Origin of the sequence: Streptomyces sp. 13-12-16, from assembly GCF_002114215.1 — a bacterium.
Classification (GTDB): domain Bacteria; phylum Actinomycetota; class Actinomycetes; order Streptomycetales; family Streptomycetaceae; genus Streptomyces.
Window position 1 is genome coordinate 1 of sequence record NZ_NCTE01000583.1, and the last position, 24,716, is coordinate 24,716.

At 69.6% G+C, this 24,716-nt stretch carries 19 protein-coding genes; 13 read left to right on the top strand and 6 right to left on the bottom strand.

Annotated elements, in window-relative coordinates:
- On the top strand, positions 1–1,115 hold a 1,115-nt coding region (locus B7767_RS23245; RefSeq protein ID WP_256923535.1), incomplete at its 5' end, for a glycoside hydrolase family 18 protein.
- On the opposite strand, the gene B7767_RS23250 is transcribed toward B7767_RS23245, so the two are convergent.
- The 4 genes from B7767_RS23250 to B7767_RS23265 are packed head-to-tail and all read right to left on the bottom strand — an operon-like array spanning position 1,112 to position 5,037.
- Positions 1,112–1,876 (bottom strand): succinate dehydrogenase/fumarate reductase iron-sulfur subunit, encoded by a 765-nt coding sequence (locus B7767_RS23250; RefSeq protein ID WP_085573900.1) that lies wholly within the window; start codon positions 1,874–1,876, stop codon positions 1,112–1,114. The genes B7767_RS23245 and B7767_RS23250 overlap by 4 nt on opposite strands.
- Entirely contained in the window at positions 1,873–3,846 is a 1,974-nt protein-coding gene (locus tag B7767_RS23255) for a fumarate reductase/succinate dehydrogenase flavoprotein subunit (RefSeq protein WP_085573901.1), read from the bottom strand. Before B7767_RS23255 ends, B7767_RS23250 begins: the two co-directional genes overlap by 4 nt.
- Before the next feature lie 16 nt (positions 3,847–3,862).
- A complete protein-coding gene (locus B7767_RS23260) occupies positions 3,863–4,699 on the bottom strand; it encodes a hypothetical protein (RefSeq protein WP_085573902.1) in 837 nt (278 codons plus the stop codon).
- 44 nt (positions 4,700–4,743) lie between these two features.
- Positions 4,744–5,037 (bottom strand): hypothetical protein, encoded by a 294-nt coding sequence (locus tag B7767_RS23265; protein WP_085573903.1) that lies wholly within the window; start codon positions 5,035–5,037, stop codon positions 4,744–4,746.
- Positions 5,038–5,327: 290 nt separating this feature from the next.
- Here B7767_RS23265 and B7767_RS23270 point away from each other — a divergent pair, with 290 nt between their 5' ends.
- Entirely contained in the window at positions 5,328–7,580 is a 2,253-nt protein-coding gene (locus B7767_RS23270; RefSeq protein WP_085573904.1) for an ABC transporter family substrate-binding protein, read from the top strand.
- Positions 7,581–7,642: 62 nt separating this feature from the next.
- On the opposite strand, the gene typA is transcribed toward B7767_RS23270, so the two are convergent.
- Positions 7,643–9,550 (bottom strand): translational GTPase TypA, encoded by a 1,908-nt coding sequence (gene typA / locus B7767_RS23275; protein ID WP_085573905.1) that lies wholly within the window; start codon positions 9,548–9,550, stop codon positions 7,643–7,645.
- A gap of 441 nt (positions 9,551–9,991) precedes the next feature.
- On the opposite strand from typA, the gene B7767_RS23280 reads away from it, so the two are divergent.
- The 10 genes from B7767_RS23280 (at position 9,992) to B7767_RS23325 (ending at position 22,021) form a co-directional block, all read left to right on the top strand.
- Positions 9,992–11,032: an ABC transporter permease gene (locus B7767_RS23280; RefSeq protein WP_085573906.1), complete on the top strand. Its 1,041-nt coding sequence runs from the start codon at positions 9,992–9,994 to the stop codon at positions 11,030–11,032.
- 114 nt (positions 11,033–11,146) lie between these two features.
- Positions 11,147–12,946, top strand: a complete 1,800-nt coding sequence (locus tag B7767_RS23285) for an ABC transporter substrate-binding protein (protein WP_085573907.1) — start codon at positions 11,147–11,149, stop codon at positions 12,944–12,946.
- Between the two features lie 113 nt (positions 12,947–13,059).
- Positions 13,060–14,037, top strand: a complete 978-nt coding sequence (locus tag B7767_RS23290) for an ABC transporter permease (RefSeq protein WP_085573908.1) — start codon at positions 13,060–13,062, stop codon at positions 14,035–14,037.
- Positions 14,038–14,048: 11 nt separating this feature from the next.
- The gene (locus B7767_RS23295) at positions 14,049–15,110 is read left to right on the top strand and encodes an ABC transporter ATP-binding protein (RefSeq protein WP_085573909.1); all 1,062 of its coding nucleotides are present in this window, start codon (positions 14,049–14,051) and stop codon (positions 15,108–15,110) included.
- Between the two features lie 27 nt (positions 15,111–15,137).
- Positions 15,138–16,268, top strand: coding sequence for an ABC transporter ATP-binding protein (locus B7767_RS23300; RefSeq protein WP_085573910.1), 1,131 nt, complete (start codon positions 15,138–15,140; stop codon positions 16,266–16,268).
- A 201-nt stretch (positions 16,269–16,469) separates the two neighbouring features.
- Positions 16,470–18,095, top strand: coding sequence for an ABC transporter substrate-binding protein (locus B7767_RS23305; RefSeq protein ID WP_085573911.1), 1,626 nt, complete (start codon positions 16,470–16,472; stop codon positions 18,093–18,095).
- A gap of 6 nt (positions 18,096–18,101) precedes the next feature.
- Complete coding sequence (locus B7767_RS23310; RefSeq protein ID WP_085573912.1) at positions 18,102–19,025, top strand: ABC transporter permease; 924 nt, start codon at positions 18,102–18,104, stop codon at positions 19,023–19,025.
- Complete coding sequence (locus tag B7767_RS23315; protein WP_085573913.1) at positions 19,018–19,998, top strand: ABC transporter permease; 981 nt, start codon at positions 19,018–19,020, stop codon at positions 19,996–19,998. Before B7767_RS23310 ends, B7767_RS23315 begins: the two co-directional genes overlap by 8 nt.
- A gap of 6 nt (positions 19,999–20,004) precedes the next feature.
- Positions 20,005–20,979 carry an ABC transporter ATP-binding protein gene (locus tag B7767_RS23320; RefSeq protein ID WP_085573914.1) on the top strand — a complete coding sequence of 325 codons (975 nt, stop codon included), beginning with the start codon at positions 20,005–20,007 and terminating at the stop codon, positions 20,977–20,979.
- Positions 20,972–22,021, top strand: coding sequence for an ABC transporter ATP-binding protein (locus tag B7767_RS23325; RefSeq protein ID WP_085573915.1), 1,050 nt, complete (start codon positions 20,972–20,974; stop codon positions 22,019–22,021). The genes B7767_RS23320 and B7767_RS23325 overlap by 8 nt, the downstream gene beginning before the upstream one ends.
- 100 nt (positions 22,022–22,121) lie before the next feature.
- Here the strand turns inward: B7767_RS23325 and B7767_RS23330 are convergent, their stop codons facing one another.
- Entirely contained in the window at positions 22,122–24,260 is a 2,139-nt protein-coding gene (locus B7767_RS23330) for a S9 family peptidase (protein WP_085573916.1), read from the bottom strand.
- 186 nt (positions 24,261–24,446) lie between these two features.
- Between B7767_RS23330 and B7767_RS23335 the strand changes: the two genes are divergently transcribed.
- The gene (locus tag B7767_RS23335) at positions 24,447–24,641 is read left to right on the top strand and encodes a hypothetical protein (RefSeq protein ID WP_030220198.1); all 195 of its coding nucleotides are present in this window, start codon (positions 24,447–24,449) and stop codon (positions 24,639–24,641) included.
- Positions 24,642–24,716 lie beyond the last annotated feature (75 nt).

The following is a 24,716-nucleotide window of genomic DNA, read 5'->3' on the forward strand; positions in this document are numbered from 1 at the left end:
CGGGGCCGGTCGGAGCGGGTGACGCGGCCTCCCCGCCGGAATCGGCCGGCGGCGACTGCGCGGCAGTCCCCGGCGGGCGGGCCGGCGGACGCCGCGGGCCCTGGGGCCGCCGGGTCAGACGCACCGTCCTCGCGGTCGTGCTCCTCCTGCTCGTCCCCCTCCTCGCCGTCGAGACCGCCCTGCGCGTCAACTACATGGGAGACCCGGCGGACGGCACGTACACCCGTGACCGGGACGCCATGTGGCTGGGGCACGCCTGGGTCGACGGGCGGAAGAAGGACGCCGACGTCACCGCGCTCGCCCGCCGCCTGAAGGACACCGGCATCCGGGACCTCTACGTCCACTCCGGTCCCCTGGAGCACGACGGCACCCTGCCGAAGTCGGCCTACCCGCGTGCCCGTTGGTTCATCGACGCGGTGCACCGGGAGCTGCCGGGCGTCCGGGTCCAGGCCTTCCTCGGGGACGTCCTCGCCAACGGCGGCCCCGACGGCCTGGAGCTGGGGCGTGCCGGCACCCGCGCCGAGGTCGTCCGCTCGGCCCGCCAGGTCCTGGACACCGGCTACGACGGCGTCCACCTCGACCTGGAGCCGCTGCACTCCGGCGACCGGGACTACCTCTCCCTCCTGGACGACCTGCGCGCCGTCACCCGTGACCGGGACGCCCAGCTGTCCGTTGCCGCCCACCAGATCGACCCGCTCCCGCACCTCCACTCGGTCGCCGGTCTCTTCGCCGACCACCCCAAGTGGTGGTCGCAGAAGTTCTTCGGCCAGGTGGCCCGGCGCGTCGACCAGATCGCCGTGATGTCGTACGACACCGCGCGCCCGTTGGAGAGCACCTACGGCGGTTACGTGGCCCAGCAGACCTCGCTCGCCCTGGAGGTCACCCCGCCCACCACCCACCTGCTGATGGGGCTGCCCTTCTACTACGAGAGCAACCCCAGCCACTGGGGCCACGCCGAGACCGTCGCCGCCGCCGTCCGCGGTGCCCGCCTCGGCCTCTCCCGGACGGACCCCGACCGGGAGCTCTTCGGCGTCGCCCCGTACATCGACTTCGCGGCGACGGAGACGAACTGGAAGGAGTACCGGGAGGGCTGGCTGCGTCCCGGCGCCTCCTAACGCCTTCTGATCTTCGACCCCAGCCACACCAGCGGGTCGTACTTACGGTCCACCGCACGTTCCTTCAACGGGATCAGCGCGTTGTCCGTGATCCTGATCCCCTCGGGGCAGACCTCGGTGCAGCACTTGGTGATGTTGCAGTAGCCGAGCCCGTGTTCGTCCTGGGCGGTGCGCTTGCGGTCCAGGCCGGTGTCCTCGGCGGCGTCCAGCGGGTGCATGTCGAGCTCGGCGACCCGCATCAGGAAGCGCGGCCCGGCGAACGCCGGCTTGTTCTCCTCGTGGTCGCGGACCACATGGCAGGTGTCCTGGCACAGGAAGCACTCGATGCACTTGCGGAACTCCTGCGACCGGTCCACGTCCTCCTGCATCATCCGGTACTCACCCGGACCGACCCCGGCCGGCGGCACGAAGGCCGGGACCTCCCTGGCCTTGGCGTAGTTGAAGCCGACGTCCGTCACCAGGTCCCGGATCACCGGGAAGGCCCGCAGCGGCGTCACGGTGATCGTCTCGTCCCGGTCGAACACCGACATCCGGGTCATGCACAGCAGCCGGGGACGCCCGTTGATCTCCGCCGAGCACGAACCGCACTTGCCGGCCTTGCAGTTCCAGCGCACGGCGAGGTCGGGGGCCTGGGTGGCCTGGAGGCGGTGGATGATGTCGAGGACCACCTCGCCGTCGTTCACCTCGACCTCGAAGTCCTCCAGGCCGCCGCCCTCGACGTCCCCGCGCCACACCTTGAAGCGGGCCTCGTAGCTGCTCATTCGTAGAGCTCCTCTTCGGCCAGGTACTTGACCAGCTCCTCCTTCTCGAAGAGGGCGAGCAGGTCGGGACGGATGGGTTCGGTGGTCTCACGGGTGAGGGCGATCCGGCCGCGCGCCGGGTCGGTGGCCGCGAGACCGTCCGCGGGGCCGGCGAGCGCGCACAGCAGGTTCACGTTGCGCCAGGACCGGTCCATCCCGGAGTGGTCCTCACGGGTGTGCCCGCCGCGCGACTCGGTGCGCTCCAGCGCCGCCCGGGCCACGCACTCGCTGACCAGCAGCATGTTCCTCAGGTCCAGGGCGAGGTGCCAGCCGGGGTTGAACTGCCGGTGCCCCTCGACGCCGGCCCGGTGGGCCCGCAGGCGCAGCTCGGCGAGCTTCTCCAGGGCCTGCTCCATCTCGTGCTCGCGGCGGATGATGCCGACCAGGTCGTTCATCGTCTGCTGGAGTTCCTGGTGCAGGGTGTAGGGGTTCTCCGGCGGCCCCCCGTCCGGCTCCCCGCCCTCCGCGGAGAACGGGCGCAGGGCCTCCGCGGCGGCCGCGTCGACCTGTACGTCGTCCACGCGGGGCCGCGCGGACCCGGCCCCGCTCGCGTACTCGGCCGCGTGCAGGCCCGCCCGGCGTCCGAAGACCAGCAGGTCGGACAGGGAGTTCCCGCCGAGCCGGTTGGAGCCGTGCATCCCGCCGGCCACCTCACCGGCCGCGAACAGCCCCGGCACCCCGCGCGCCGCCGCCGAGTCGGAGTCGACGGCGATGCCGCCCATCACGTAGTGGCAGGTCGGCCCGACCTCCATCGCCTCCGCCGTGATGTCGACGTCCGCCAGCTCCTTGAACTGGTGGTACATCGACGGCAGCCTTCGTCTGATGACGTCGGCCGGCATCCGGGTGGACACGTCCAGGAAGACCCCGCCGTGCGGGGAGCCGCGGCCCGCCTTCACCTCGGCGTTGATCGCGCGGGCCACCTCGTCGCGGGGGAGCAGTTCGGGCGGGCGCCGGTTGTGGTCCGGGTCGTCGTACCAGCGGTCGCCCTCCTCCTCGGACTCGGCGTACTTCTCCTTGAAGACGTCCGGGATGTAGTCGAACATGAACCGCTTGCCCTCGGAGTTGCGCAGCACCCCGCCGTCCCCGCGCACCGACTCGGTGACGAGGATGCCCTTCACCGACGGCGGCCAGACCATCCCGGTCGGGTGGAACTGCACGAACTCCATGTTCAGCAGCGGCGCCCCGGCCAGCAGCGCCAGCGCGTGCCCGTCGCCGGTGTACTCCCACGAGTTCGACGTCACCTTGAACGACTTGCCGATGCCGCCGGTGGCGATCACCACGGCGGGCGCCTCCAGCACGAAGAACCGGCCGGACTCCCGCTCGTAGCCGAAGACGCCGCTCACCCTCCCCCGGCCTTCGGCCGGGGGGACCCCCATCTCGCTTCGCTCGCCGTCCTTCAGCACGCGGGTGACCGTGCACTCCTGGAAGACCTTCAGCCGGGACTCGTAGTCCCCGGTCTCGCGGAAGTCCTCCTGCTGGAGTGCGACGATCTTCTGCTGGAGGGTGCGGATCAGCTCCAGGCCCGTACGGTCGCCCACGTGCGCCAGGCGCGGGTACTCGTGGCCGCCGAAGTTGCGCTGCGAGATCCGGCCGTCCTCCGTCCGGTCGAACAGCGCGCCCCAGGTCTCCAGCTCCCACACCCGCTGCGGCGCCTCCTGGGCGTGCAGCTCGGCCATCCGCCACTGGTTGAGGAACTTCCCGCCGCGCATGGTGTCGCGGAAGTGGACCTGCCAGTCGTCCCCGGCGTTGACGTTGCCCATCGCCGCCGCGATGCCGCCCTCGGCCATCACGGTGTGCGCCTTGCCGAACAGCGACTTGCAGATCACCGCCGTACGGGCGCCCCGCTCGCGCGCCTCGATCGCGGCGCGCAGACCGGCGCCGCCGGCCCCGACCACGACGACGTCCCACTCCTGTCGGTCGACCACGGACATCAGTGAAGGCCCCCAGCTAGAAGAAGCGCGGATCGTCGAAGACACCGGACGCGACGAGATACACGTAGAAGTCGGCGAGCGCCACGCTCAGCAGCGACGCCCAGGCGAGCTGCATGTGCCGGGCGTTCAGCCGGCCCACCCACTGCCACATCCGGTAGCGCACGGGATGCCTGGAGAAGTGCTTCAGCTTCCCGCCGACGATGTGCCGGCAGGAGTGGCAGGAGATGGTGTACGCCCAGATCAGCACGATGTTGACCAGGAACACCAGGGTGCCCAGCCCCATGTGGCCCCACGCGTAGTGCTCGTCGCGGAAGGCGAGCACGGTGTCGTAGGTCAGGATGCCGGCGACCAGGATCGCCGCGTAGAAGAAGTACCGGTGGATGTTCTGCAGGATCAGCGGGAAGCGGGTCTCCCCGGTGTACCTGGCGTGCGGTTCGGCCACCGCGCAGGCCGGCGGGGACGCCCAGAACCCCCGGTAGTAGGCCTTGCGGTAGTAGTAGCAGGTCAGCCGGAAGCCGAGCGGGAAGATCAGGATGATGATCGCCGGTGAGATACCCCACCAGCTCCCGAACAGCTCCCAGTTCGGTCCGGCCCGCATCGGCTCGCAGTTCTCCGCGAGGCACGGCGAGTAGAACGGCGAGACGTACGGCGCCGCGTAGTAGTCGGCGTTGGCGAAGGCCCGCCAGGTCGAGTAGACGACGAAGGCGAGCAGACCGGCCGCGGTGGCGGCCGGGGCCAGCCACCAGCGGTCGGTCCGCAGGTGCGGTGCGGCGATCGCGGCGCGCGTACCGGTTCTCACACCGCCGCTTCGGGGATGGGGTCCTGTGGCGGGAGGTTCCGTGCCAGTGGCCACTTGTCCGCTCCGGTAGGGGTCGGGGGCGCCGCGACGGGCGGGGGTCAGGGGGCGCGACGGTCGCGGGCGCCGAGACCCTCGTCGTCCGTGTCCACCCACAGCGAGGGGTCGTAGGGCGTGTCGGAGATGGTCACGAGATCGGGGCGCTTCTGCGAGGCCACGACGGCGGGGGCCGTCTCCCGCAGCAGCGCGAGGCTCTCGCGCAGGTGATTGGTGTCGGCGCGGACGCGGCGCATCTCCAGGCCGCCGCTGCCCATTTCCTTCTCCAGGCGCCCCACCGACCGGATCAGGTCGTCGAGACAGCGCTGGACCGATGTCAGTTCGTCGTGCACGGACATGACTTGCCCTCACTTCCACGGGTCCTTCTGGCCCAAGGCGGCAACGTTCATGCGCCTGAGAGTGTTGCGCGTCACACCTTGCGCTGTGAAGGGATGTGCATCGATTGGCCGAGGCGTACGGGTGCACTCTCCGGTGCTTTGCGCCGCACGGGTGGGCTTGGCACCCGTGGCCGCCGTGTCGCCCTGAGTTGCCGAACCCTTTCCTCTTCAGTGGGCCGCGTACATCGGATGAGCTCCAAATACCACCAAAAGTGATCGTAACGCCCGCGGCTTCCCGGAGGTACCCAGAGATGTCCCACGACGGCGTCGGCCCGCGCGCGGCTCTGCGCTCGCTCGCCTTCCTCACCGTTGGCGTGCTCGCGGTGCCCGCGCTGGCCGGATGCGGCTCCGACGACCCGGCGGGCAAGCCCCTCGCGGGAGCGGACATCGCACGCGCCGACCGGTCCGGGATCGCCGACGGGGGCACCCTGCGCTGGGCCGTGGACACCGCTCCGGAGACCCTGAACGCCTTCCAGTCGGACGCCGACGCCACCACCACCCGGGTCGCCCAGGCCGTCCTGCCGTCGATGTACCGGATGGACGGCCGGGGCCGGCCGGTGCGCAACCCCGACTACCTGGAGTCCGCCGAGGTCGTCGACACCGAGCCCAGACAGGTGGTGCTCTACCGGCTCAACCAGCAGGCCGTCTGGAGCGACGGCCGGGAGATCGGCGCCGCGGACTTCGCCGCCCAGTGGCGCGCCCTGTCCGGCAAGGACACCGCCTACTGGACCGCCCGCAACGCCGGCTACGACCGCATCGAGAAGGTCGAACGGGGCAAGGACGACCTGGAGGTCAAGGTCACCTTCAGCCGTCCCTACGCCGACTGGAAGTCCCTGTTCACGCCGCTGTACCCGAAGGAGGTCATGGGCACCCCGGACTCCTTCAACGACGGGGCCCGCAAGAAGCTGAAGGTCACCGCCGGGCCCTTCACGGTGAAGAAGGTCGACACCGGGAAGGACGAGGTCACCCTCACCCGCAACGCGCGCTGGTGGGGCGACCCGGCGAAGCTCTCCACGATCGTGCTGCGGGCCGTGCCCCACGACAAGCGGATCTCCGCGCTCAGCGCCGGCACCGTCGACCTGGCCGAGATCGACCCGGCCGCCGCCCGCCGCATCACCGCCGCCGCGCTGCCGCGGAGCGCGAACAGCCCCCTGATGGGCCCCGGCGCCGAGCAGTCCGCAGCGGACGCGCTGCGCTCCTGGGCCGTCGCCAACGGCTCCGACGAGGAGGCCGCCGACGAGGAGATCTCCGCCCGCGAGAAGCTGCGCGAGAAGAGGGTGAAGTACGCCCGTCAGCAGAAGGCCCTCACCGGCTTCGAGGTGCGCAAGTCACTGGAGCCCGCCTACACCCAGCTCGCCCTCAACGGCGCCGACGGCCCCCTCGCCGACGAGCGGGTCCGCCGTGCCGTGGCCCGCGCACTGGACCGGAAGGCCATCGCCGAGACGGTCCTGGAACCGCTCGGCCTGCCCGCCGTGCCCCTCGGCAGCCACCTCGCGCTGTCCGGCCAGGCGGCCTACGCCGACGGCAGCGGTGCCCTCGGCGAGCAGGACGCCAAGGAGGCGCGGGCGCTGCTCGCGGACGCCGGCTGGGTGCCGGGCGGGCCGGTGAAGAAGAAGGACGAGGGGGAGGAGGCGGCCGGCTCGGAGGGCGAGGAGGTCGGGGACTCCGAGGAGGACAGCGAGTCCGAGGGCGGCGACGACGGCACGTACATCGTCGGGGAGGACGGCAAGGCCCCGCGGGACTCCGGCACGGGCGCCGGGAGCCCGGAGCAGGGCGGCGACGACGGCACGTACACCGGCGGGGAGGACGGCAAGGCCCCGCGGGACTCAGGTACCAGTACCAAGCAGCTGAAGCAGGGCGGCGCCCCCGGCGCCTACGCCCCCAAGGGCACCGCCGCCCCGGCACGGGCCGAGAACGTCCGCGTGGCCAAGGACGGCAAGGCGCTCACCCTCCGCTTCGTCCTGCCCTCGGGACCGGGCTCGGACACGCTGCGCACCGTGGCCGGCCGGATCTCGGAGATGCTGGAGCGGATCGGCATCGGCACGAAGATCACCAAGGTCGACGACGCGAGCTACTTCAAGGACCACATCGCGTCCGGCGAGTACGACCTCGCCCTGTACTCCTGGCCCGCGACCGCCTACCCCGCCACCGACGCCCGCCCCGTCTACGCCAAACCCGCCCCGGCCGCCGACGGCTCCCTGAACGTGGAGCAGAACTACACCCGCGTCGGCACCGACCAGGTCGACCAGCTCTTCGACCAGGCCGTCACCACGCTCGACGCCTCCGAGCACCGTGCCCTGCTCCGCAAGGCGGACTCCCGCATCTGGGCGGCGGCCGGCTCCATCCCCCTCTACCAGCGCCCCCAGCTCACCGCCGCCCGCAAGAACCTGGCCAACGCCGGCGCGTTCGGATTCCGTACGCCGGTGTACGAGGACATGGGCTTCGTGAAGAAACCGGCGCGGGGGCCGGGCGCGGAGAGCGCCGGGCCGTCGGCCGGCGACTGACGCCGCACGCACGAGAAGCGGCACACCCCGCCGGGGGTGTGCCGCTTCTCGTGTGCGTCGGGTCAGCCGTGCTTGGCGCGGCTCGCGGCGCGGGCGCGCTCGCGGGCGTCCAGGTTCACCTTGCGGATGCGGATCGCCTCCGGGGTGACCTCCACGCACTCGTCGTCGCGGCAGAACTCCAGGGACTGCTCCAGCGACAGCTTGCGCGGCGGCACGATCGACTCGGCCACATCGGCCGTGGACGACCGCATGTTGGTGAGCTTCTTCTCCTTGGTGATGTTGACGTCCATGTCGTCGGAGCGCGAGTTCTCGCCGACGATCATGCCCTCGTACACCTCGGTGCCGGGCTCGACGAAGAGCACGCCGCGCTCCTGGAGGTTGGTCATCGCGAACGCGGTGACCGCACCGGCGCGGTCGGCGACCAGGGAGCCGTTGTTACGGGTGGTGAGCGTGCCGAACCAGGGCTCGTGGCCCTCGTGGATGGAGTGGCCGATGCCCGTGCCGCGGGTCTGGGTCAGGAACTCCGTACGGAAGCCGATCAGACCGCGGGAGGGCACCACGAACTCCATGCGCACCCAGCCCGAGCCGTGGTTGGACATGTTGTCCATCCGGCCCTTGCGGACGCCCATGAGCTGCGTGACGGCGCCCATGTGCTCCTCGGGGACGTCGATCGTCATGCGCTCGACCGGCTCGTGGACCTTGCCGTCGATCTCCTTGGTGACGACCTGCGGCTTGCCGACGGTGAGCTCGTAGCCCTCGCGGCGCATCTGCTCGACCAGGATGGCCAGCGCCAGCTCGCCGCGGCCCTGCACCTCCCAGGCGTCGGGGCGGTCGGTGTCCAGGACGCGGAGCGAGACGTTGCCGATCAGCTCGCGGTCCAGGCGGTCCTTGACCTGGCGGGCGGTGACCTTGCGGTCCTTGACGGCCGCCTTGTTGTCGGCGCCCTTGCCGGTGCCGCCGCGGCCGACCAGCGGGGAGGTGTTGGTGCCGATGGTCATGGAGATCGCCGGCTCGTCCACCGTGATCAGCGGCAGCGCGACCGGGTTCTCCTGGTCGGCCAGGGTCTCGCCGATCATGATGTCCGGGATGCCGGCGACGGCGCAGATGTCACCGGGGCCGGCCTTCTCGGCGGGCTTGCGGGTGAGCGCCTCGGTCATCATCAGCTCGGAGATGCGCACGTTGGAGACGGACCCGTCGCGCTTCATCCAGGCGACCGTCTGGCCCTTCTTCAGCTCGCCCTGGTGGACGCGGAGCAGGGCGATGCGGCCGAGGAAGTTGTCGGCGTCGAGGTTGGTGACGTGGGCCTGGAGCGGGGCGTCCTCGTCGTAGGACGGGGCCGGGATGGTCTCCAGGATGGTGGAGAAGAACGGCTCCAGGCTGTCGGAGTCCGCCGGGACCGTGCCGTCCTCCGGCTTGGTCAGCGAGGCGATGCCGTCGCGGCCGCAGGCGTAGACGATCGGGAACTCGATCTGGTCCTCGTCGGCGTCCAGGTCGAGGAAGAGGTCGTAGGTCTCGTTGACGACCTCGTCGATCCGGGAGTCCGGACGGTCCGTCTTGTTGATGCACAGGATGATGGGCAGCCGCTGCTGGAGCGCCTTGCGCAGCACGAAGCGGGTCTGCGGCAGCGGGCCCTCGGAGGCGTCCACCAGCAGCACCACGCCGTCGACCATCGACAGACCGCGCTCGACCTCGCCACCGAAGTCGGCGTGGCCGGGGGTGTCGATGATGTTGATCGTGATGGGCTCCCCGCCGTCCTTGGGGTGGTACTTCACCGCCGTGTTCTTGGCGAGGATCGTGATGCCCTTCTCACGCTCCAGGTCGTTCGAGTCCATCATGCGGTCGTCGACCGAGTCGAGCTGGTGCGCGGCGAAGGCGCCGGCCTGCTTGAGCATGCCGTCGACGATGGTGGTCTTACCGTGGTCGACGTGGGCGACGATGGCGACGTTGCGGATGTCGTGGCGCGTGGCCATAAAAGGCGTACTCCCGGAGTGCTGAGGAATGCCCCGCACGGGCGTCTGTGGTGTGCGGGCCCTGCCGGGCTGAACACGCCTCGGCCTCACCCCATGGTACGGGGCCGCCGGAGGGTCCGCCTTCGCGAGCCCGTGAGCCCTCTGTTACTCATGGGAGCCGGGAGGATGCGTTCGGATATCGGAGTGCGCGCGGACACGTTTCGGACATGTAAACAAAAAGCTGCACCTAATTGTCCGAATTGCCGGTTTCTCTCCAGAGGTGTCAAGCGCGCGTAGGTGTCAATCTTTGCAATTTTCGCTCAAAATATGAACGGTAGGGAGATCCCTATGCCTTCCGCCCTTGACGCGCGTTGACTGTCTTGGCGAAAGTTCCCCCAAACCACAGAACCTGCCGGTATCTGTGCTGCGCTCAACTCTCCAACCCCCCGGGGGACGAACACGATGACCAGTCCAATCAAGGCCGAGGACTCCGGGTCCGCGGCTGTCTTGGACCCTGAGCTCGCGGCGACCGCCGAAAACACGGTCGTCAAGGGCGTCAAGCAGCCCGAGGGTCGTTCCCCCGGCCAGTTGATGTGGCAGCGCTTCAAGCGCGACCGTACCGGAGTCGTCTCCGCGTGTGTGGTGATTTTCTTCTTCGTGGTCGCCGCGTGCGCCCCGCTGATCTCGAAGGTGTACGGCAAGGACCCGTACACCCTCTACGGGCAGGAGAACCCGGAACTTCTCGACATGTTCACCATGCCGGCGAAGGCCTTCGGCGGCATGGACGGGGAGTACTGGTTCGGCGTCGAGCCCGGTCTGGGCCGTGACGTGTTCACGCAGCTGCTGTACGGCATCCGGACCTCGCTCGCCACGGCGCTGGTCGCGACGCTCCTGATGACGGTGCTGGGTGTGCTGATCGGTCTCGCCGGCGGCTACTTCGGCGGGAAGATCGACTACTGGCTCGGCCGGATGACCGACTTCTTCATGGCCCTGCCCAGCCAGCTGTTCTTCGTCGCCGCGATGCCCGTCATCACCACGGTGTTCGTCGCCCCGGACAAGGAGACGCCCACCTACGTGCGCACCTGCGCGATCATCATCGTGCTGTCCTTCCTGGGCTGGATGAGCATGGCGCGGATCGTCCGTGGCGCCACGCTCTCCCTGCGCGACCGGGAGTTCATCGAGGCGGCGCGGATCTCCGGGGCCTCGCCCTGGCGGATCATCCGCAAGGAGCTGCTGCCCAACATCGTCACGCCGACGCTGGTGCAGGCGACGCTCATGCTGCCGGCCACCATCCTCAGTATCGCGTTCCTCTCCTTCGTGGGTGTGGGCTACGTCGAACCCACCCCCGACTGGGGACGGATGTTCGCCATCGGCGCCAGCACCGTGGAACAGGACCCGTACTACATGCTCTTCCCCGGAGTGGCCATGGTGATCTTCGTCGTGGCCTTCAACCTCCTCGGCGACTCGGTGCGGGATGCCTTCGATCCCAAGACAGGGCGCTGAGCCACAGGGGAAATCCCCCCACACTCCCGCCCGGCCGGTCCCCGGCGCCGTACGGCCCGGTTCCGGCCGTGTACCAGCAGTGCTCACTACTCACAGGCAGGTGGATCCGTCCCCATGAGCATCTTCCGTAACCGTGCCGCCACGGCCGCGATCGTCGCGGTCGCCGCCGGCGCACTGACCCTCACCGCCTGCGGTGGCGGCGGCAGCGACAGTCCCGCCAAGGACAACAGCAAGAAGAAAGAGGACGCCAAGTCGCAGTCGAAGCCGGTGCAGATCGGTGACGTGAAGGCGTCGACCGGTCCGGCCGCCGAGATCCCGGGCGCCCAGCCGGGCGGCACCATGGCCGTCTACCAGGAGGACGACTTCTCCCACCTGGACCCGGGGCAGATCTACGTCTCGGACGGCAAGCTGCTCAGCCGCCTCATCTACCGCGGTCTCACCCAGTACTCCGAGGACGACCAGGGCAACCTGACCGTCGTGGGCGACCTCGCCACCGACGCGGGCAAGGTCTCGGACGGCGGCAAGACCTGGACCTACACCCTGAAGGACGACCTGAAGGACGAGAACGGCAACCCGATCAACTCGGCGGACATCCGCCACACGATCGAGCGGCTGTACGCCACGTTCATCACCGACGGTCCGACCTACCTGCAGCAGTGGCTGTCCGGCGCCGGCACCACCTACCGCAAGGCGTACGAGGGTCCGTTCAAGGGCAAGCACCTGCCGAACGACGTCCTGGAGACGCCGGACGACAAGACGGTCGTCTTCCACTTCAAGGACGCGCAGCCCGACCTCCCGCAGATGCTGACCATGCCCGGTTACAGCGTCGTCCCGGAGGAGACGGACACCAAGGAGAAGTACGACTCCGACCCGGTCGCCACGGGTCCGTACAAGATCGCCGACTTCAAGCCCGGCAAGTCCATGAAGCTGGTCAAGAACACCGAGTGGGACGCGAAGTCCGACTCCGTGCGCCACCAGTACGTCGACGGTTTCGACATCTCGATGAACCACGACGACGAGGACCAGACCAAGACGCTCCTGGCCGACCAGGGCGAGGCCAAGAACGCGATGATGTTCACGGGCCAGGTCGCCACCACCCAGCTCCAGAAGGTGGTGAGCAACAAGGAGGCCATGAAGCGCACGATCCAGGGCTACGCGCCCTACGTGTGGCAGCTCAACTTCAACATGGACCGCGTCAAGGACAAGAAGCTCCGTGACGCCATCACCCTCGCCATGCCCTCCACCTCGGTCTTCAAGGCCGACGGCGGCGCCTACGGCGGTGAGGTCGCCAACTCCCTGACCTCGCCCACGACTCCGGGTTACAGCGAGGACTTCGACCCGTTCAACCGCTCGAAGAAGCCCAACGGTGACATCGAGGCCGCCAAGAAGCTGATCAAGGAAGGCGGCTTCGAGGGCAAGAGCCTCGTCTACGCCTACGCCAACACGCCGGTCCGCCAGCAGCAGGCCGTCCTGATCACCGACGCCCTGGAGAAGATCGGTCTCGACATCCAGAAGAAGGAGATCGACAGCGCCACCTGGTACGAGCAGGTCGGCAAGGTCAAGAACAGCTACGACCTGTACATGACCGGCTGGGGCCAGGACTGGCCGTCCGCCTCCACGGTCGTCCCGCCGCTCTACGACGGCACGCAGATCCAGGACGGTGCGTCGAACTACTCGCACATCAACGACGACCACGTCAACTCGGAGATCCAGCGCATCCTGAAGATCACCGACACCGCCGAGGCCACCAAGGCGTGGACCGAGCTGAGCGAGTACATCGCCAAGGAAGTCAACCCGGCCGCCCCGATCTACTACACCAAGGTCTTCCAGATCTTCGGTTCGAACGTCGGCGGCATCCGCTACAGCTCCGACTCGAGCTACGTGGACGTCACCCGGGTCTTCCTCAAGAAGTAACCGCCGGCCCGGGATCCCGGTGGTGGGCGCGCGGCGGAGCGCCCACCACCGGGCCCCGGACGTCTCCAGACTCACCCTCCGAATTGCCGCCGTCCTGAGAGCAGCTTCCTGCCATGCTTCCATTCCTCATTCGCCGGACATTCGGCGCGGCGCTGATCCTGCTGTTGATCAGTGCGTTCACCTTCTTCATGTTCTTCGCGATCCCGCAGGACCCGGCGCTGCTGGCCTGTGGCAAGAACTGCACTCCGGACGCGCTGGAGATCATCCACAAGAACCTCGGCCTCGACCAGCCGGTCACCGTCCAGTACTGGAACTTCCTGATCGGCATCTTCGCCGGCCGTGACTTCGCCGTCGGCCACTGTGCAGCCCCCTGCTTCGGTGTCTCCTTCGCCAACGACCAGAACGTCTGGGACACCATCGTCGACCGCTTCCCGCTGACGCTCTCGCTGACCCTCGGCAGCCTGCTGGTCTTCCTCATCGTCGGCCTCGGCGCCGGCATGCTCGCCGCCAAGTACCGCGGCACCTGGGTGGACAAGAGCTTCAGCTCCGGCTCGCTGGTCATCAGCTCCATGCAGATCTACTTCCTCGGTCCGCTGGTGCTGCTCGGCCTGGTCTACAGCACCGGATGGCTCGACAAGCCGAAGTACGTGCCCTTCTCCGAGGACCTCGGCGGCTGGTTCATGGGCCTGCTGATCCCCTGGGTCGTCATGGCGACCATCTTCACCGCCAACTACACTCGTATGAGCCGTTCCTCGATGATCGAGCAGCTCCAGGAAGAGCACGTGAAGGCGGCCCGCGCCAAGGGCATGTCGGGCAACTTCGTCTTCTTCCGCTACGCCTGGCGCGGCTCCCTCATCCCCATCATCACCATCCTCGGCATCGACCTGTCCTCGCTGCTGTCGGGCGGCATGGTGACGGAGCTGACGTTCGGTCTGGCCGGACTCGGCCGGCTCGCGCTGTCCTCCGTCATCGACAAGGACCTGCCGATGCTGATGGGCGTCATGCTGGTCAGTGCCGCGCTCATCATCTTCTTCAACCTGATCGTGGACGCTCTGTACGCCGTCATCGACCCGCGCGTGCGTCTGTCCTAGGAGAACCCACCGTGACCACTCAGACCAAGCCCGAAGAGGCTCCGGCCGCCGCCGCGGGGGAAGCCTTCCTCTCGGTGCGCGACCTCAAGGTCCACTTCTCCACCGACGACGGCATCGTCAAGGCGGTGGACGGGCTCTCCTTCGACCTGGAGCGCGGCAAGACCCTCGGCATCGTGGGCGAGTCCGGCTCCGGCAAGTCGGTGACCAACCTGGCCGTCCTCGGCCTGCACAACCGCAAGAAGACCGCCATCGACGGGTCGATCACGCTGGACGGCCAGGAGCTGATCACGGCCGGCGAGAAGCAGCTCGAGACGCTGCGCGGCAAGAAGATGGCGATGATCTTCCAGGACGCGCTGACCGCGCTGTCGCCGTACTACACGGTCGGCCGGCAGATCGGTGAGCCGTTCATGAAGCACACCGGCGCCTCCAAGAGGGACGCCCGGGTGCGCGCCATCGACCTGCTCCAGAAGGTCGGCATCCCGCACCCGCAGCAGCGGGTCGACGACTACCCGCACCAGTTCTCCGGCGGTATGCGCCAGCGCGCCATGATCGCCATGGCGCTCTCCTGCGACCCGGACCTGCTCATCGCCGACGAGCCGACCACGGCGCTCGACGTGACGGTGCAGGCGCAGATCCTCGACCTGCTCAAGGACCTGCAGCAGGAGTTCGGCTCCGCGATCATCATGATCACCCACGACCTCGGTGTGGTCGCCAACATGGCCGACGACATCCTGGTGATGTACGCCGGCCGTGCCGTGGAGCGCGGCTCGGTGCGCGAGGTGCTCAAGGCGCCCCAGCACCCGTACACCTGGGGCCTGCTGGGCTCGATGCCGAGGCTCTCCGCCTCCGTCGACGAGCCGCTGATGCCGATCCCGGGATCGCCGCCCTCCCTGCTCAACCCGCCCTCGGGCTGCCCGTTCCACCCGCGGTGCGGCTTCACCGACAAGGTCTCGGGCGAGCGTTGTTCGGGCGAGCGCCCGCTGCTCGCCCAGGGGCGTGCCGCCGCCTGCCACCTGACGGCGGAGCAGCGGCAGCAGGTGTTCATCGAGACGATTCAGCCCCGGCTGGGCTGAGCGGAAACCGGCGACTGGGGCATCACCATGAGCGACAACAGCAAGACGACCACGGCGGTCGCCGACACGGTCCCGCAGCAGCGGGACGGTGACAGCGCACCGCTGCTGAAGGTCAGTGGTCTGACGAAGCACTTCCCGATCAAGGGCGGCTTCCCGATCAAGCGCACCGTCGGCGCGGTCAAGGCCGTCGACGGCGTCGACTTCGAGGTCTTCCCGGGGGAGAGCCTCGGCCTCGTCGGCGAGTCCGGCTGCGGCAAGTCGACGACCGGCCGGCTGCTGACCCGGCTGTACGAGCCGACCACGGGCACCATCGAGTACAAGGGCCGGGACATCAGCCGGGCCGGCCGCAAGGAACTGGCGCCGATCAGGTCCGAGATCCAGATGATCTTCCAGGACCCGTACACGGCGCTGAACCCGCGGCAGACCGTGGGCACGATCATCTCGGGCCCGATGGAGATCAACGGGATCAACCCGCCCGGCGGCCGGGAGAAGCGGGTCCGGGAGCTCCTGGAGATCGTCGGTCTCAACCCGGAGCACTACAACCGCTTCCCGCACGAGTTCTCCGGCGGCCAGCGCCAGCGCATCGGTGTCGCGCGCGCCATCGCGCTGGAGCCGAAGCTGATCGTCGCCGACGAGCCGGTCTCGGCCCTCGACGTGTCGATCCAGGCCCAGGTGGTGAACCTGCTGCAGGAGGTGCAGCGGGAGATGGGGATCGCCTTCGTCTTCATCGCCCACGACCTGGCGATCGTGCGGCACTTCTCGCAGCGGGTCGCGGTGATGTACCTCGGCAAGATCGTGGAGATCGCGGACCGCGACTCGATCTACAACGGCCCCCGTCACCCGTACACGCACGCGCTGCTGTCCGCCGTCCCGGACGCCGACATCGACGCGGAGAAGAGGGAGCGCATCCGTCTCGAGGGAGACGTGCCCTCGCCGATCTCCCCGCCGTCCGGCTGCCGCTTCCGCACCCGCTGCTGGAAGGCGCAGGACAAGTGCGCGACCGAGGAGCCGCCGCTGCTCCGGATCGAGGGCAGCAAGCCGGGGCACCTGACGGCCTGCCACTTCCCGGAGGAGCCCACGACCGAGGCCCGCGCCGAGGACGTGGTGATGGACCCGGGGCTGAAGGCGCTGGAGAAGAACGACGTGGCCAAGGCCTGACGTCGGTCCCCCGAAGGGGTCAAGGGCACGGGTGCGGGAGCGCAGGACTCCCGCACCCGTGCCCTTTCGGCTGTCCTCTTCGGGCGTCTCATACGTACATACGGCTGGAGTCCCCCTCGTACAGGCGCCCTACGTGTGCGTGATGAACCCTTTGTGTCGATATTGGCGTAAAGGGCCGACGCACGTACGAGGAGGCACCCGATGCGCGGAGCCACGCACGCCCGATGGGCCGTCTGCGCGGTGGCGGTCGCCCTCGCCGCGACCGCCTGCGGAGGCGAGAGCAGTGCCGACGACGCCGGCGCCGTACTGAGCGCCTCCTGGGGCGACCCGCAGAACCCGCTGGAGCCGGCCAACACCAACGAGGTCCAGGGCGGCAAGGTCCTCGACATGATCTTCCGGGGGCTGAAGCGGTACGACCCGGTCACCGGTGAGGCGAAGGACATGCTCGCCGAGAGGATCGAGACCTCCGACTCGCAGAACTTCACCGTCACCGTCAAGGACGGCTGGACCTTCAGCAACGGCGAGAAGGTCACCGCCCGGTCCTTCGTCGACGCCTGGAACTACGGCGCGAGCCTGAAGAACAACCAGCGCAACGCGTACTTCTTCGGCTACATCCAGGGCTACGACGAGGTCCACCCGGAGAACGGCGGCAAGCAGACCGCCGACACCCTGTCCGGCCTGAAGGTCACGGGCGACCGCACCTTCACCGTCGCGCTCACCCAGAAGTTCTCGACCTTCCCCGACACCCTCGGCTACAACGCCTTCGCCCCGCTGCCCCGTGCCTTCTTCGACGACCACGACGCCTGGGTGAAGAAGCCGGTCGGCAACGGCCCGTACCTGGTCGACTCGTACACGCGCGGCTCACAGATGTCCCTGCGCACCCGGTCCGACTACCCCGGCCCCGACAAGGCCCGCAACGGCGGCGTCGACCTCAAGGTCTACACCGACAGCAACACCGCCTACACCGACCTGATGGCCGGCAACCTCGACCTGGTCGACGACGTCCCCGCCGCCCAGCTCAAGAACGTGAAGACCGACCTCGGCGACCGCTACCTCAACACCCCCGCCGGCATCCTCCAGACCCTCGCCTTCCCCTACTACGACGACGCCTGGAACAGACCCGGCGCGGAGAAGGTCCGCAAGGGCCTGTCCATGGCCATCGACCGCGAGCAGATCACCGACACGCTCTTCCGGGGGACCCGCACCCCCGCCACCGACTGGACCTCCCCGGTCCTCGGCGAGGACGGAGGCTTCCAGGCCGGCCTGTGCGGGGAGCTCTGCGCGTACCGGCCGGACGAGGCCAAGAAGCTCGTCCGGGAGGGCGGCGGGCTGCCCGGCGGCAAGGTGACCATCACCTACAACGCGGACACCGGCTCCCACCGCGCCTGGGTCGACGCCGTCTGCAACTCCATCAACAACGCGCTGGACGACGAACGCGCCTGTGTCGCCGAACCGGTCGGCACCTTCGCCGACTACCGCAACCGGATCACCGGCCGCAAGATGAGCGGCCCGTTCCGCGCCGGCTGGCAGATGGACTACCCGCTCATCCAGAACTTCCTCCAGCCGCTCTACTACACGGGCGCCTCCTCCAACGACGGCAAGTGGTCCGACGAGCGGTTCGACGACCTCGTCGACCGGGCCAACCGGGAGACCGACCCCGCCAAGGCCATCGGCCTGTTCCAGCAGGCCGAGAAGGTCGTCCGCGACGACATGGCCGCCATCCCGCTCTGGTACCAGAACGGCAGCGCCGGCTGGTCCGAACGGCTCTCCGACGTCGAGCTCAACCCCTTCAGCGTCCCCGTCTACGACCAGATCAAGGTGAGCTGAACCGCCATGGGACGCTACGTCGTCCAGCGGCTGCTCCAGATGATCCCGGTCTTCGTCGGGGCCACGCTGCTGATCTTCCTGATGGTCAACGTGATGGGCGACCCCGTCGCGGGCCTCTGCGGCGAACGCCGGTGCGACCCGGCGACCGCCGGGCGGCTGCGGCAGGAGTTCGGCCTCGACCGGCCGGTCTGGCAGCAGTACCTGACCTACATGGGGAACGTCTTCACCGGCGACTTCGGCACGGCCTTCAACGGCCAGGAGGTCACCGAGCTGATGTCGACGGCGTTCCCCGTCACCATCCGCCTCACCCTGATCGCGATCGTCTTCGAAGTCGTCGTCGGCGTCACCCTCGGCGTGGTCACCGGACTGCGCCGGGGCCGCCCCGTCGACACCGGCGTCCTGCTGTTCACCCTCGTCGTCGTCTCCGTGCCCACCTTCGTCACCGGCCTGCTGCTCCAGCTGCTGCTCGGCGTGGAGTGGGGCTGGATCCGGCCCTCGGTCTCCACCGAGGCGCCCTTCAGTGAACTGCTCCTGCCCGGCCTGGTCCTGGCCTCCGTCTCCCTCGCGTACGTGACCCGGCTGACCCGCACCTCCATCGCCGAGAACCGGCGCTCCGACTACGTCCGCACCGCCGTCGCCAAGGGCCTGCCCCGCCGCCGGGTGGTCGTCAGGCACCTGCTGCGCAACTCCCTCATCCCCGTGGTCACCTTCATCGGCGCCGACATCGGCTTCCTCATGGGCGGCGCGATCGTCACCGAGCGGATCTTCAACATCCACGGCGTCGGCTACCAGCTCTACCAGGGCATCCTGCGGCAGAGCACCCAGACCGTCGTCGGCTTCGTCACCGTGCTCGTGCTGGTCTTCCTGGTCGCCAACCTCGTCGTCGACCTCCTCTACGCCGTACTGGACCCGAGGATCCGCTATGCCTGAGCAGCACTACGAACCCGATCCCGCCGTCGCGGGGGCCGCCGTCGGCGGCACCGTGGACGTGGGCGTCGAGGCGGCCGGGACGCCGGAGCGGCGGCCGAAGGGCCGGGGCGGCTCCGGACCGCGGGACAAGCCGCGCTCCCTGTGGTCCGACGCCTGGCGCGACCTGCGCCGCAACCCGGTCTTCATCATCTCCGGGCTGGTCATCCTCTTCCTCGTGTTCGTCTCCCTGTGGCCCTCGGCGATCGCCCCCGGCAGCCCCCTCGAGTGCGACCTGGCCAGGGCCCAGGAGGGCTCCCGGCCGGGCCACCCCTTCGGCTTCGACGGCCAGGGCTGCGACGTCTACACCCGCACCGTCCACGGCGCCCGTACGTCCGTCACGGTCGGCGTCCTGGCCACCCTGGGCGTCGCGGTCCTGGGCAGCGTCCTGGGCGCCCTGGCGGGCTTCTTCGGCGGTGCCTGGGACGCGGTCCTGTCCAGGATCACCGACGTCTTCTTCGCCATCCCGGTCGTCCTCGGCGGACTGGTGCTGCTGTCGGTCATCACCAGCAACACCGTCTGGCCGGTCGTCGGCTTCATCGTGCTGCTGGGCTGGCCGCAGATCTCCCGCATCGCCCGCGGCTCCGTCATCACCGTCAAGCAGAACGACTACGTCCAGGCCGCGCGGGCGCTCGGCGCCTCCCCCGCCCGGCTGATGCTGCGGCACATCGCGCCCAACGCCGTCGCCCCGGTCATCGTCGTCGCGACCATCGCGCTCGGCACGTACATCGCCCTGGAGGCCACCCTGTCCTACCTCGGCGTCGGTCTGAAGCCGCCCAGCGTCTCCTGGGGCATCGACATCTCCGCCGCCTCCCCGTACGTCCGCAACGCCCCGCACGCGCTGCTGTGGCCCTCCGGGGCCCTCGCGGTCACCGTCCTGGCGTTCATCATGCTCGGCGACGCGGTGCGCGACGCCCTCGACCCGAAGCTGAGGTGAGCCGCCGTGCTGCTCGAAGTACGGGACCTGCACGTGGAGTTCCACACCCGCGACGGGGTCGCCAAGGCCGTCGACGGCGTCAGTTACGGCGTGGACGCGGGCGAGACCCTGGCCGTGCTCGGTGAGTCCGGTTCCGGCAAGTCCGTGACCGCGCAGGCCGTCATGGGCATCCTCGACACACCGCCCGCCCGGATCACCGGCGGCGAGGTGCTGTTCCGGGGCCGGGACCTGCTGAAGCTGAAGGAGGACGAACGCCGCAGGGTCCGGGGCGCCGAGATGGCCATGATCTTCCAGGACGCGCTGTCGTCCCTCAACCCCGTGCTCACCGTCGGCGACCAGCTCGCCGAGATGTTCACCGTGCACCGGGGCACGTCCCGCAAGGAGGCGCGGGCCAGGGCCGTCGAGCTGATGGACCGGGTGCGCATCCCCGCCGCCCGGGAGCGGGCCGGGCAGTACCCGCACCAGTTCTCCGGCGGCATGCGCCAGCGCATCATGATCGCCATGGCGCTGGCCCTGGAACCCGCCCTGATCATCGCCGACGAACCCACCACCGCCCTCGACGTCACCGTCCAGGCCCAGGTCATGGAACTGCTCGCGGAACTCCGGCGCGAGCTGCGCATGGGTCTGATCCTCATCACCCACGACCTGGGCGTGGTCGCCGACGTCGCCGACCGCATCGCCGTGATGTACGCGGGCCGGACCGTCGAATCGGCACCCGTGCACGACGTCTACAAGAGCCCCGCTCACCCGTACACCCGGGGCCTGCTGGCCTCCGTCCCGCGCCTGGACCTCAAGGGCCGGGAGCTCTACGCCGTCGAGGGCCTGCCGCCCAACCTCACGCACGTCCCGCCGGGCTGCGCCTTCCACCCCCGCTGCCCGTCGGCCCGCGACGTCTGCCGCACCGACGCACCACCGCTGTACGAGGTCTCACCGACGCGGGGGAGTGCCTGCCACTTCTGGAGGGAGTGCCTCAATGGCTGAGCCGGTCCTGGAGGTCAGCGGTCTGGTCAAGCACTACCCGCTGACGCGGGGCGTCGTCCTCCGCAAGCAGGTCGGCGCCGTACGGGCGGTCGACGGCGTGGACTTCGCGCTCGGCCGGGGCGAGACGCTGGGCATCGTCGGCGAGTCCGGCTGCGGCAAGTCCACGGTCGCGAGGATGCTGGTCAACCTCGAACGTCCGACGGCCGGTTCGATCCGCTACAAGGGCGAGGACATCACCAGGCTGTCGGGCCGGGCGCTGAAGGCCGTGCGCCGCAACATCCAGATGGTCTTCCAGGACCCGTACACCTCCCTCAACCCCCGCATGACGGTGGGCGACATCATCGGGGAGCCGTACGACATCCATCCCGAGGCGGCCCCGAAGGGCGACCGGCGAAGGAGGGTCCAGGACCTGCTGGACGTCGTCGGCCTCGACCCGGAGTACGTCAACCGCTATCCGCACCAGTTCTCCGGCGGTCAGCGCCAGCGCATCGGCATCGCACGGGGCCTGGCACTGCGCCCCGAGGTGATCGTCGCCGACGAACCGGTCTCCGCGCTGGACGTGTCGGTGCAGGCCCAGGTCGTCAACCTGATGGACCGGCTGCAGGCCGAGTTCGGCCTGGCGTACGTGTTCATCGCGCACGACCTGTCGGTCGTCCGGCACATCTCCGACCGGGTCGGGGTGATGTACCTGGGGCGGATCGTGGAGACCGGCACGGACACCGAGATCTACGAACACCCCACGCACCCGTACACCCAGGCCCTGCTCTCCGCCGTGCCCGTACCGGACCCGGAGGCGAGGGGGCGCCGCGAGCGGATCATCCTCGGCGGGGACGTCCCGTCGCCGGCGGACGTCCCGTCCGGCTGCCGCTTCCGCACCCGCTGCTGGAAGGCGCGGGAGCGCTGCGCGCGGGAGGTGCCGGCGCTCGCGGTGCCCGAGTGGTTCCGCGCGGCAGGGGGGCCGGTGGCGCACGACTCGGCCTGCCACTTCGCCGAGGAGAAGGTGCTGGTACCCGTGGAGGGACACGGCGACGGGCCGGGATGACATGGCGCACCCCGGCCCGCTTACGGCACCCGCACGGCCGTACGCTGATCAGCGTGCCGTGTCCGTATATCGGTACCGCTTCCGTGAAGTTGCCTGTGTGTTAACGCGGTTCGTCCCCGTTTGCGATCCCCAGCGAGCGCTTGAGGAAGCCGAGCTGGAGCCGGAGCAGGTTCTCGGCGACCTCCTCCTGCGGGGTCATGTGGGTGACCCCGGACAGGGGCAGCACCTCGTGCGGCCGGCCGGCCGCCAGCAGCGCGGAGGAGAGCCGCAGGGAGTGGGCGACCACCACGTTGTCGTCCGCAAGGCCGTGGATGATCATCATCGGGCGGTGCGGTCCGGTGGCGTCGACCAGGCCCGCGTCGTCGATCACCGAGTTGCGGCGGTAGACCTCCGGCTGCTCGTCCGGGTGGCCGATGTAGCGCTCCTGGTAGTGGGTGTCGTACAGGCGCAGATCGGTGACCGGGGCGCCCACCACGGCCGCGTGGAAGACGTCGGGCCGGCGCAGGGCGGCGAGGGCCGCCAGGTAGCCGCCGAAGGACCAGCCCCGGACGGCGACCCGGTCCAGGTCGAGGGGGAAGTCGGCGGCGAGCGCCTGGAGGGCGTCCACCTGGTCCTGGACGACGAGGGCGGCGATGTCGTCCCGGACGGACTTCTCCCAGGCGGGCGAGCGGCCCGGCGTCCCGCGCCCGTCCGCGACGATCACCGCGAACCCCTGGTCGGCGAACCACTGCGAGGTCAGGTGCGGGTTGTGGGCGGCGAGCACCCGCTGCCCGTGCGGACCGCCGTAGGGGTCCATGAGCACCGGCAGGGCGGTGTCACCGGCGTAGTCCCGGGGCATAAGCACGGCGCACGGAATTCGGCGTGCGCCCCCCTGTGTCAGCGTCACGCGGGGGGACATACCGGGGTCTTCGGCGTACGACGGGACAGTCGCCGTCGGTTTCCCGTCACGCAGCACCTGGACCCGCGAACCTGGCCGGTCCGGGACCGCCGAGACGAGCACGGTCACGCCCCCGGCACGCACCGCCGAGTGCACACCGGGCTCCTGCGAGACGCGCTCCACGCCGAGTTCGTTCACCCGGTAGACGTGCACCTCGCCGATCTCGGGGTCGGCCGCCTCCTCGCCCGCCGACGCCGAGACCAGCACGTCGTCGTCGGAGACGTCCAGTACGGCGCGGATGTGCAGCTGCGCTCCGGTGAGCGGTCGTTCACCGACGGCGAGTCGTCGCGCGCCCCCCTCGTCCGCGATCCGGACCAGTTGCCCGGAGGGGCTCCAGCACGGCACCCCGGGGAAAAGTTCCAGCCAAATCGGATCTTCGTCGGCGTGCACCATCCGGGTCGCCCCGGAGTCCGGGTCCACGGCCAGGATCAGCGCGGCGCGCTGGTCGCGCGCCTGGACGAGCAGCAGCGGGGCACCCGCCGCTGACCAGTGCACATGTGCCAGGTACGGGTAGCGCGCCCGGTCCCAGGCGACCTCGGTGCGCGTTCCGTCGAGGTCGATCACGAACAGCCGGACGTCCGCGTTCGGGGTGCCCGCCGCCGGGTACGCCACCCGCTGCGGCTCCCGCTCCGGATGCGCGGGGTCGGAGATCCACCAGCGCCGTACCGGCGTGTCGTCCACGCGCGCCACCAGCAGCCGGTCCGACTCCGGAGCCCACCAGAAGCCCCGTGAGCGGCCCATCTCCTCGGCCGCGACGAACTCGGCCAGGCCGTAGGTGACGCCCTCCGACTCCGGCGCGGCGAGGGCCCGTTCGTCCGCACCCTCGGCCCCCACGACGCGCAGCGCGCCCCGGGAGGCGTAGGCGAGGTACCGCCCGTCGGGCGACGGACGCGGGTCGATCACCGGCCCCGGCACGCGCAGTTCGCGTGCCGTCCCGGCCCGCAGTTCGGCCGTGAAAAGCCGCCCTGACAAGGCGAAAGACGCCAACTCGACGGCCGCGTCGGTGGCGTAGCCGACGATGCCGGCGCCACCCTCACGGCTCCGCTCGCGCCGTGCGCGCTCTTCGGGGGAGAGGTTCTCGGAGGCCCCGCCCAGGAGGGCGCGCGGGTCGGCCGCCACGCGCTCCCCACCCCCTTCCGTGTCGAGGACCCAGAGCGAATTGGCCCGGTCCGTACCGGAACCGGAGCGCAGGAACACGACACGCGAGCCGTCGGGAGCCACGCTGAACGAACGCGGCGCGCCGAGCGTGAAGCGCAGGGTACGGGCGTGCCGTCGGGGGAAGGAGTCGGTCTCGGTCGTCATGCCCTGACCATATTGGCCATGCGCCCCCTTGTGCGGCCGTGCGCCGACCGATGCGCACGTACGGATAGTTATGATCGTTAGCGCATAGTGGGTATGAACCTGCTGGCTGCTGTGTCGCTCTACCTGCCCCCACGTTCCTACGTCTCCCTTACCCCCGCGCCCTGGGATCCTTGGAGGTGAACCGCCGTGGCACTCTCGATTTCGGCGGTGGTGCTGCTGGCGATCATCGTCTTCCTGCTGATCAAGAAGTCGGGCCTGAAGGCGGGGCATGCCGTGGTGTGCATGCTGCTCGGCTTCTACCTCGCCTCGTCGACGATGGCGCCCACGATCAGCGAGCTGACGACCAACATCGCAGGGATGATCGGCAGCATCAACTTCTGAGCGCCGCCCCCTCGCGTGTTACCCGCCGGTAGGGGATGATGGCGGGCGATCATCCACGCGTTCAGGGCGGAGCCG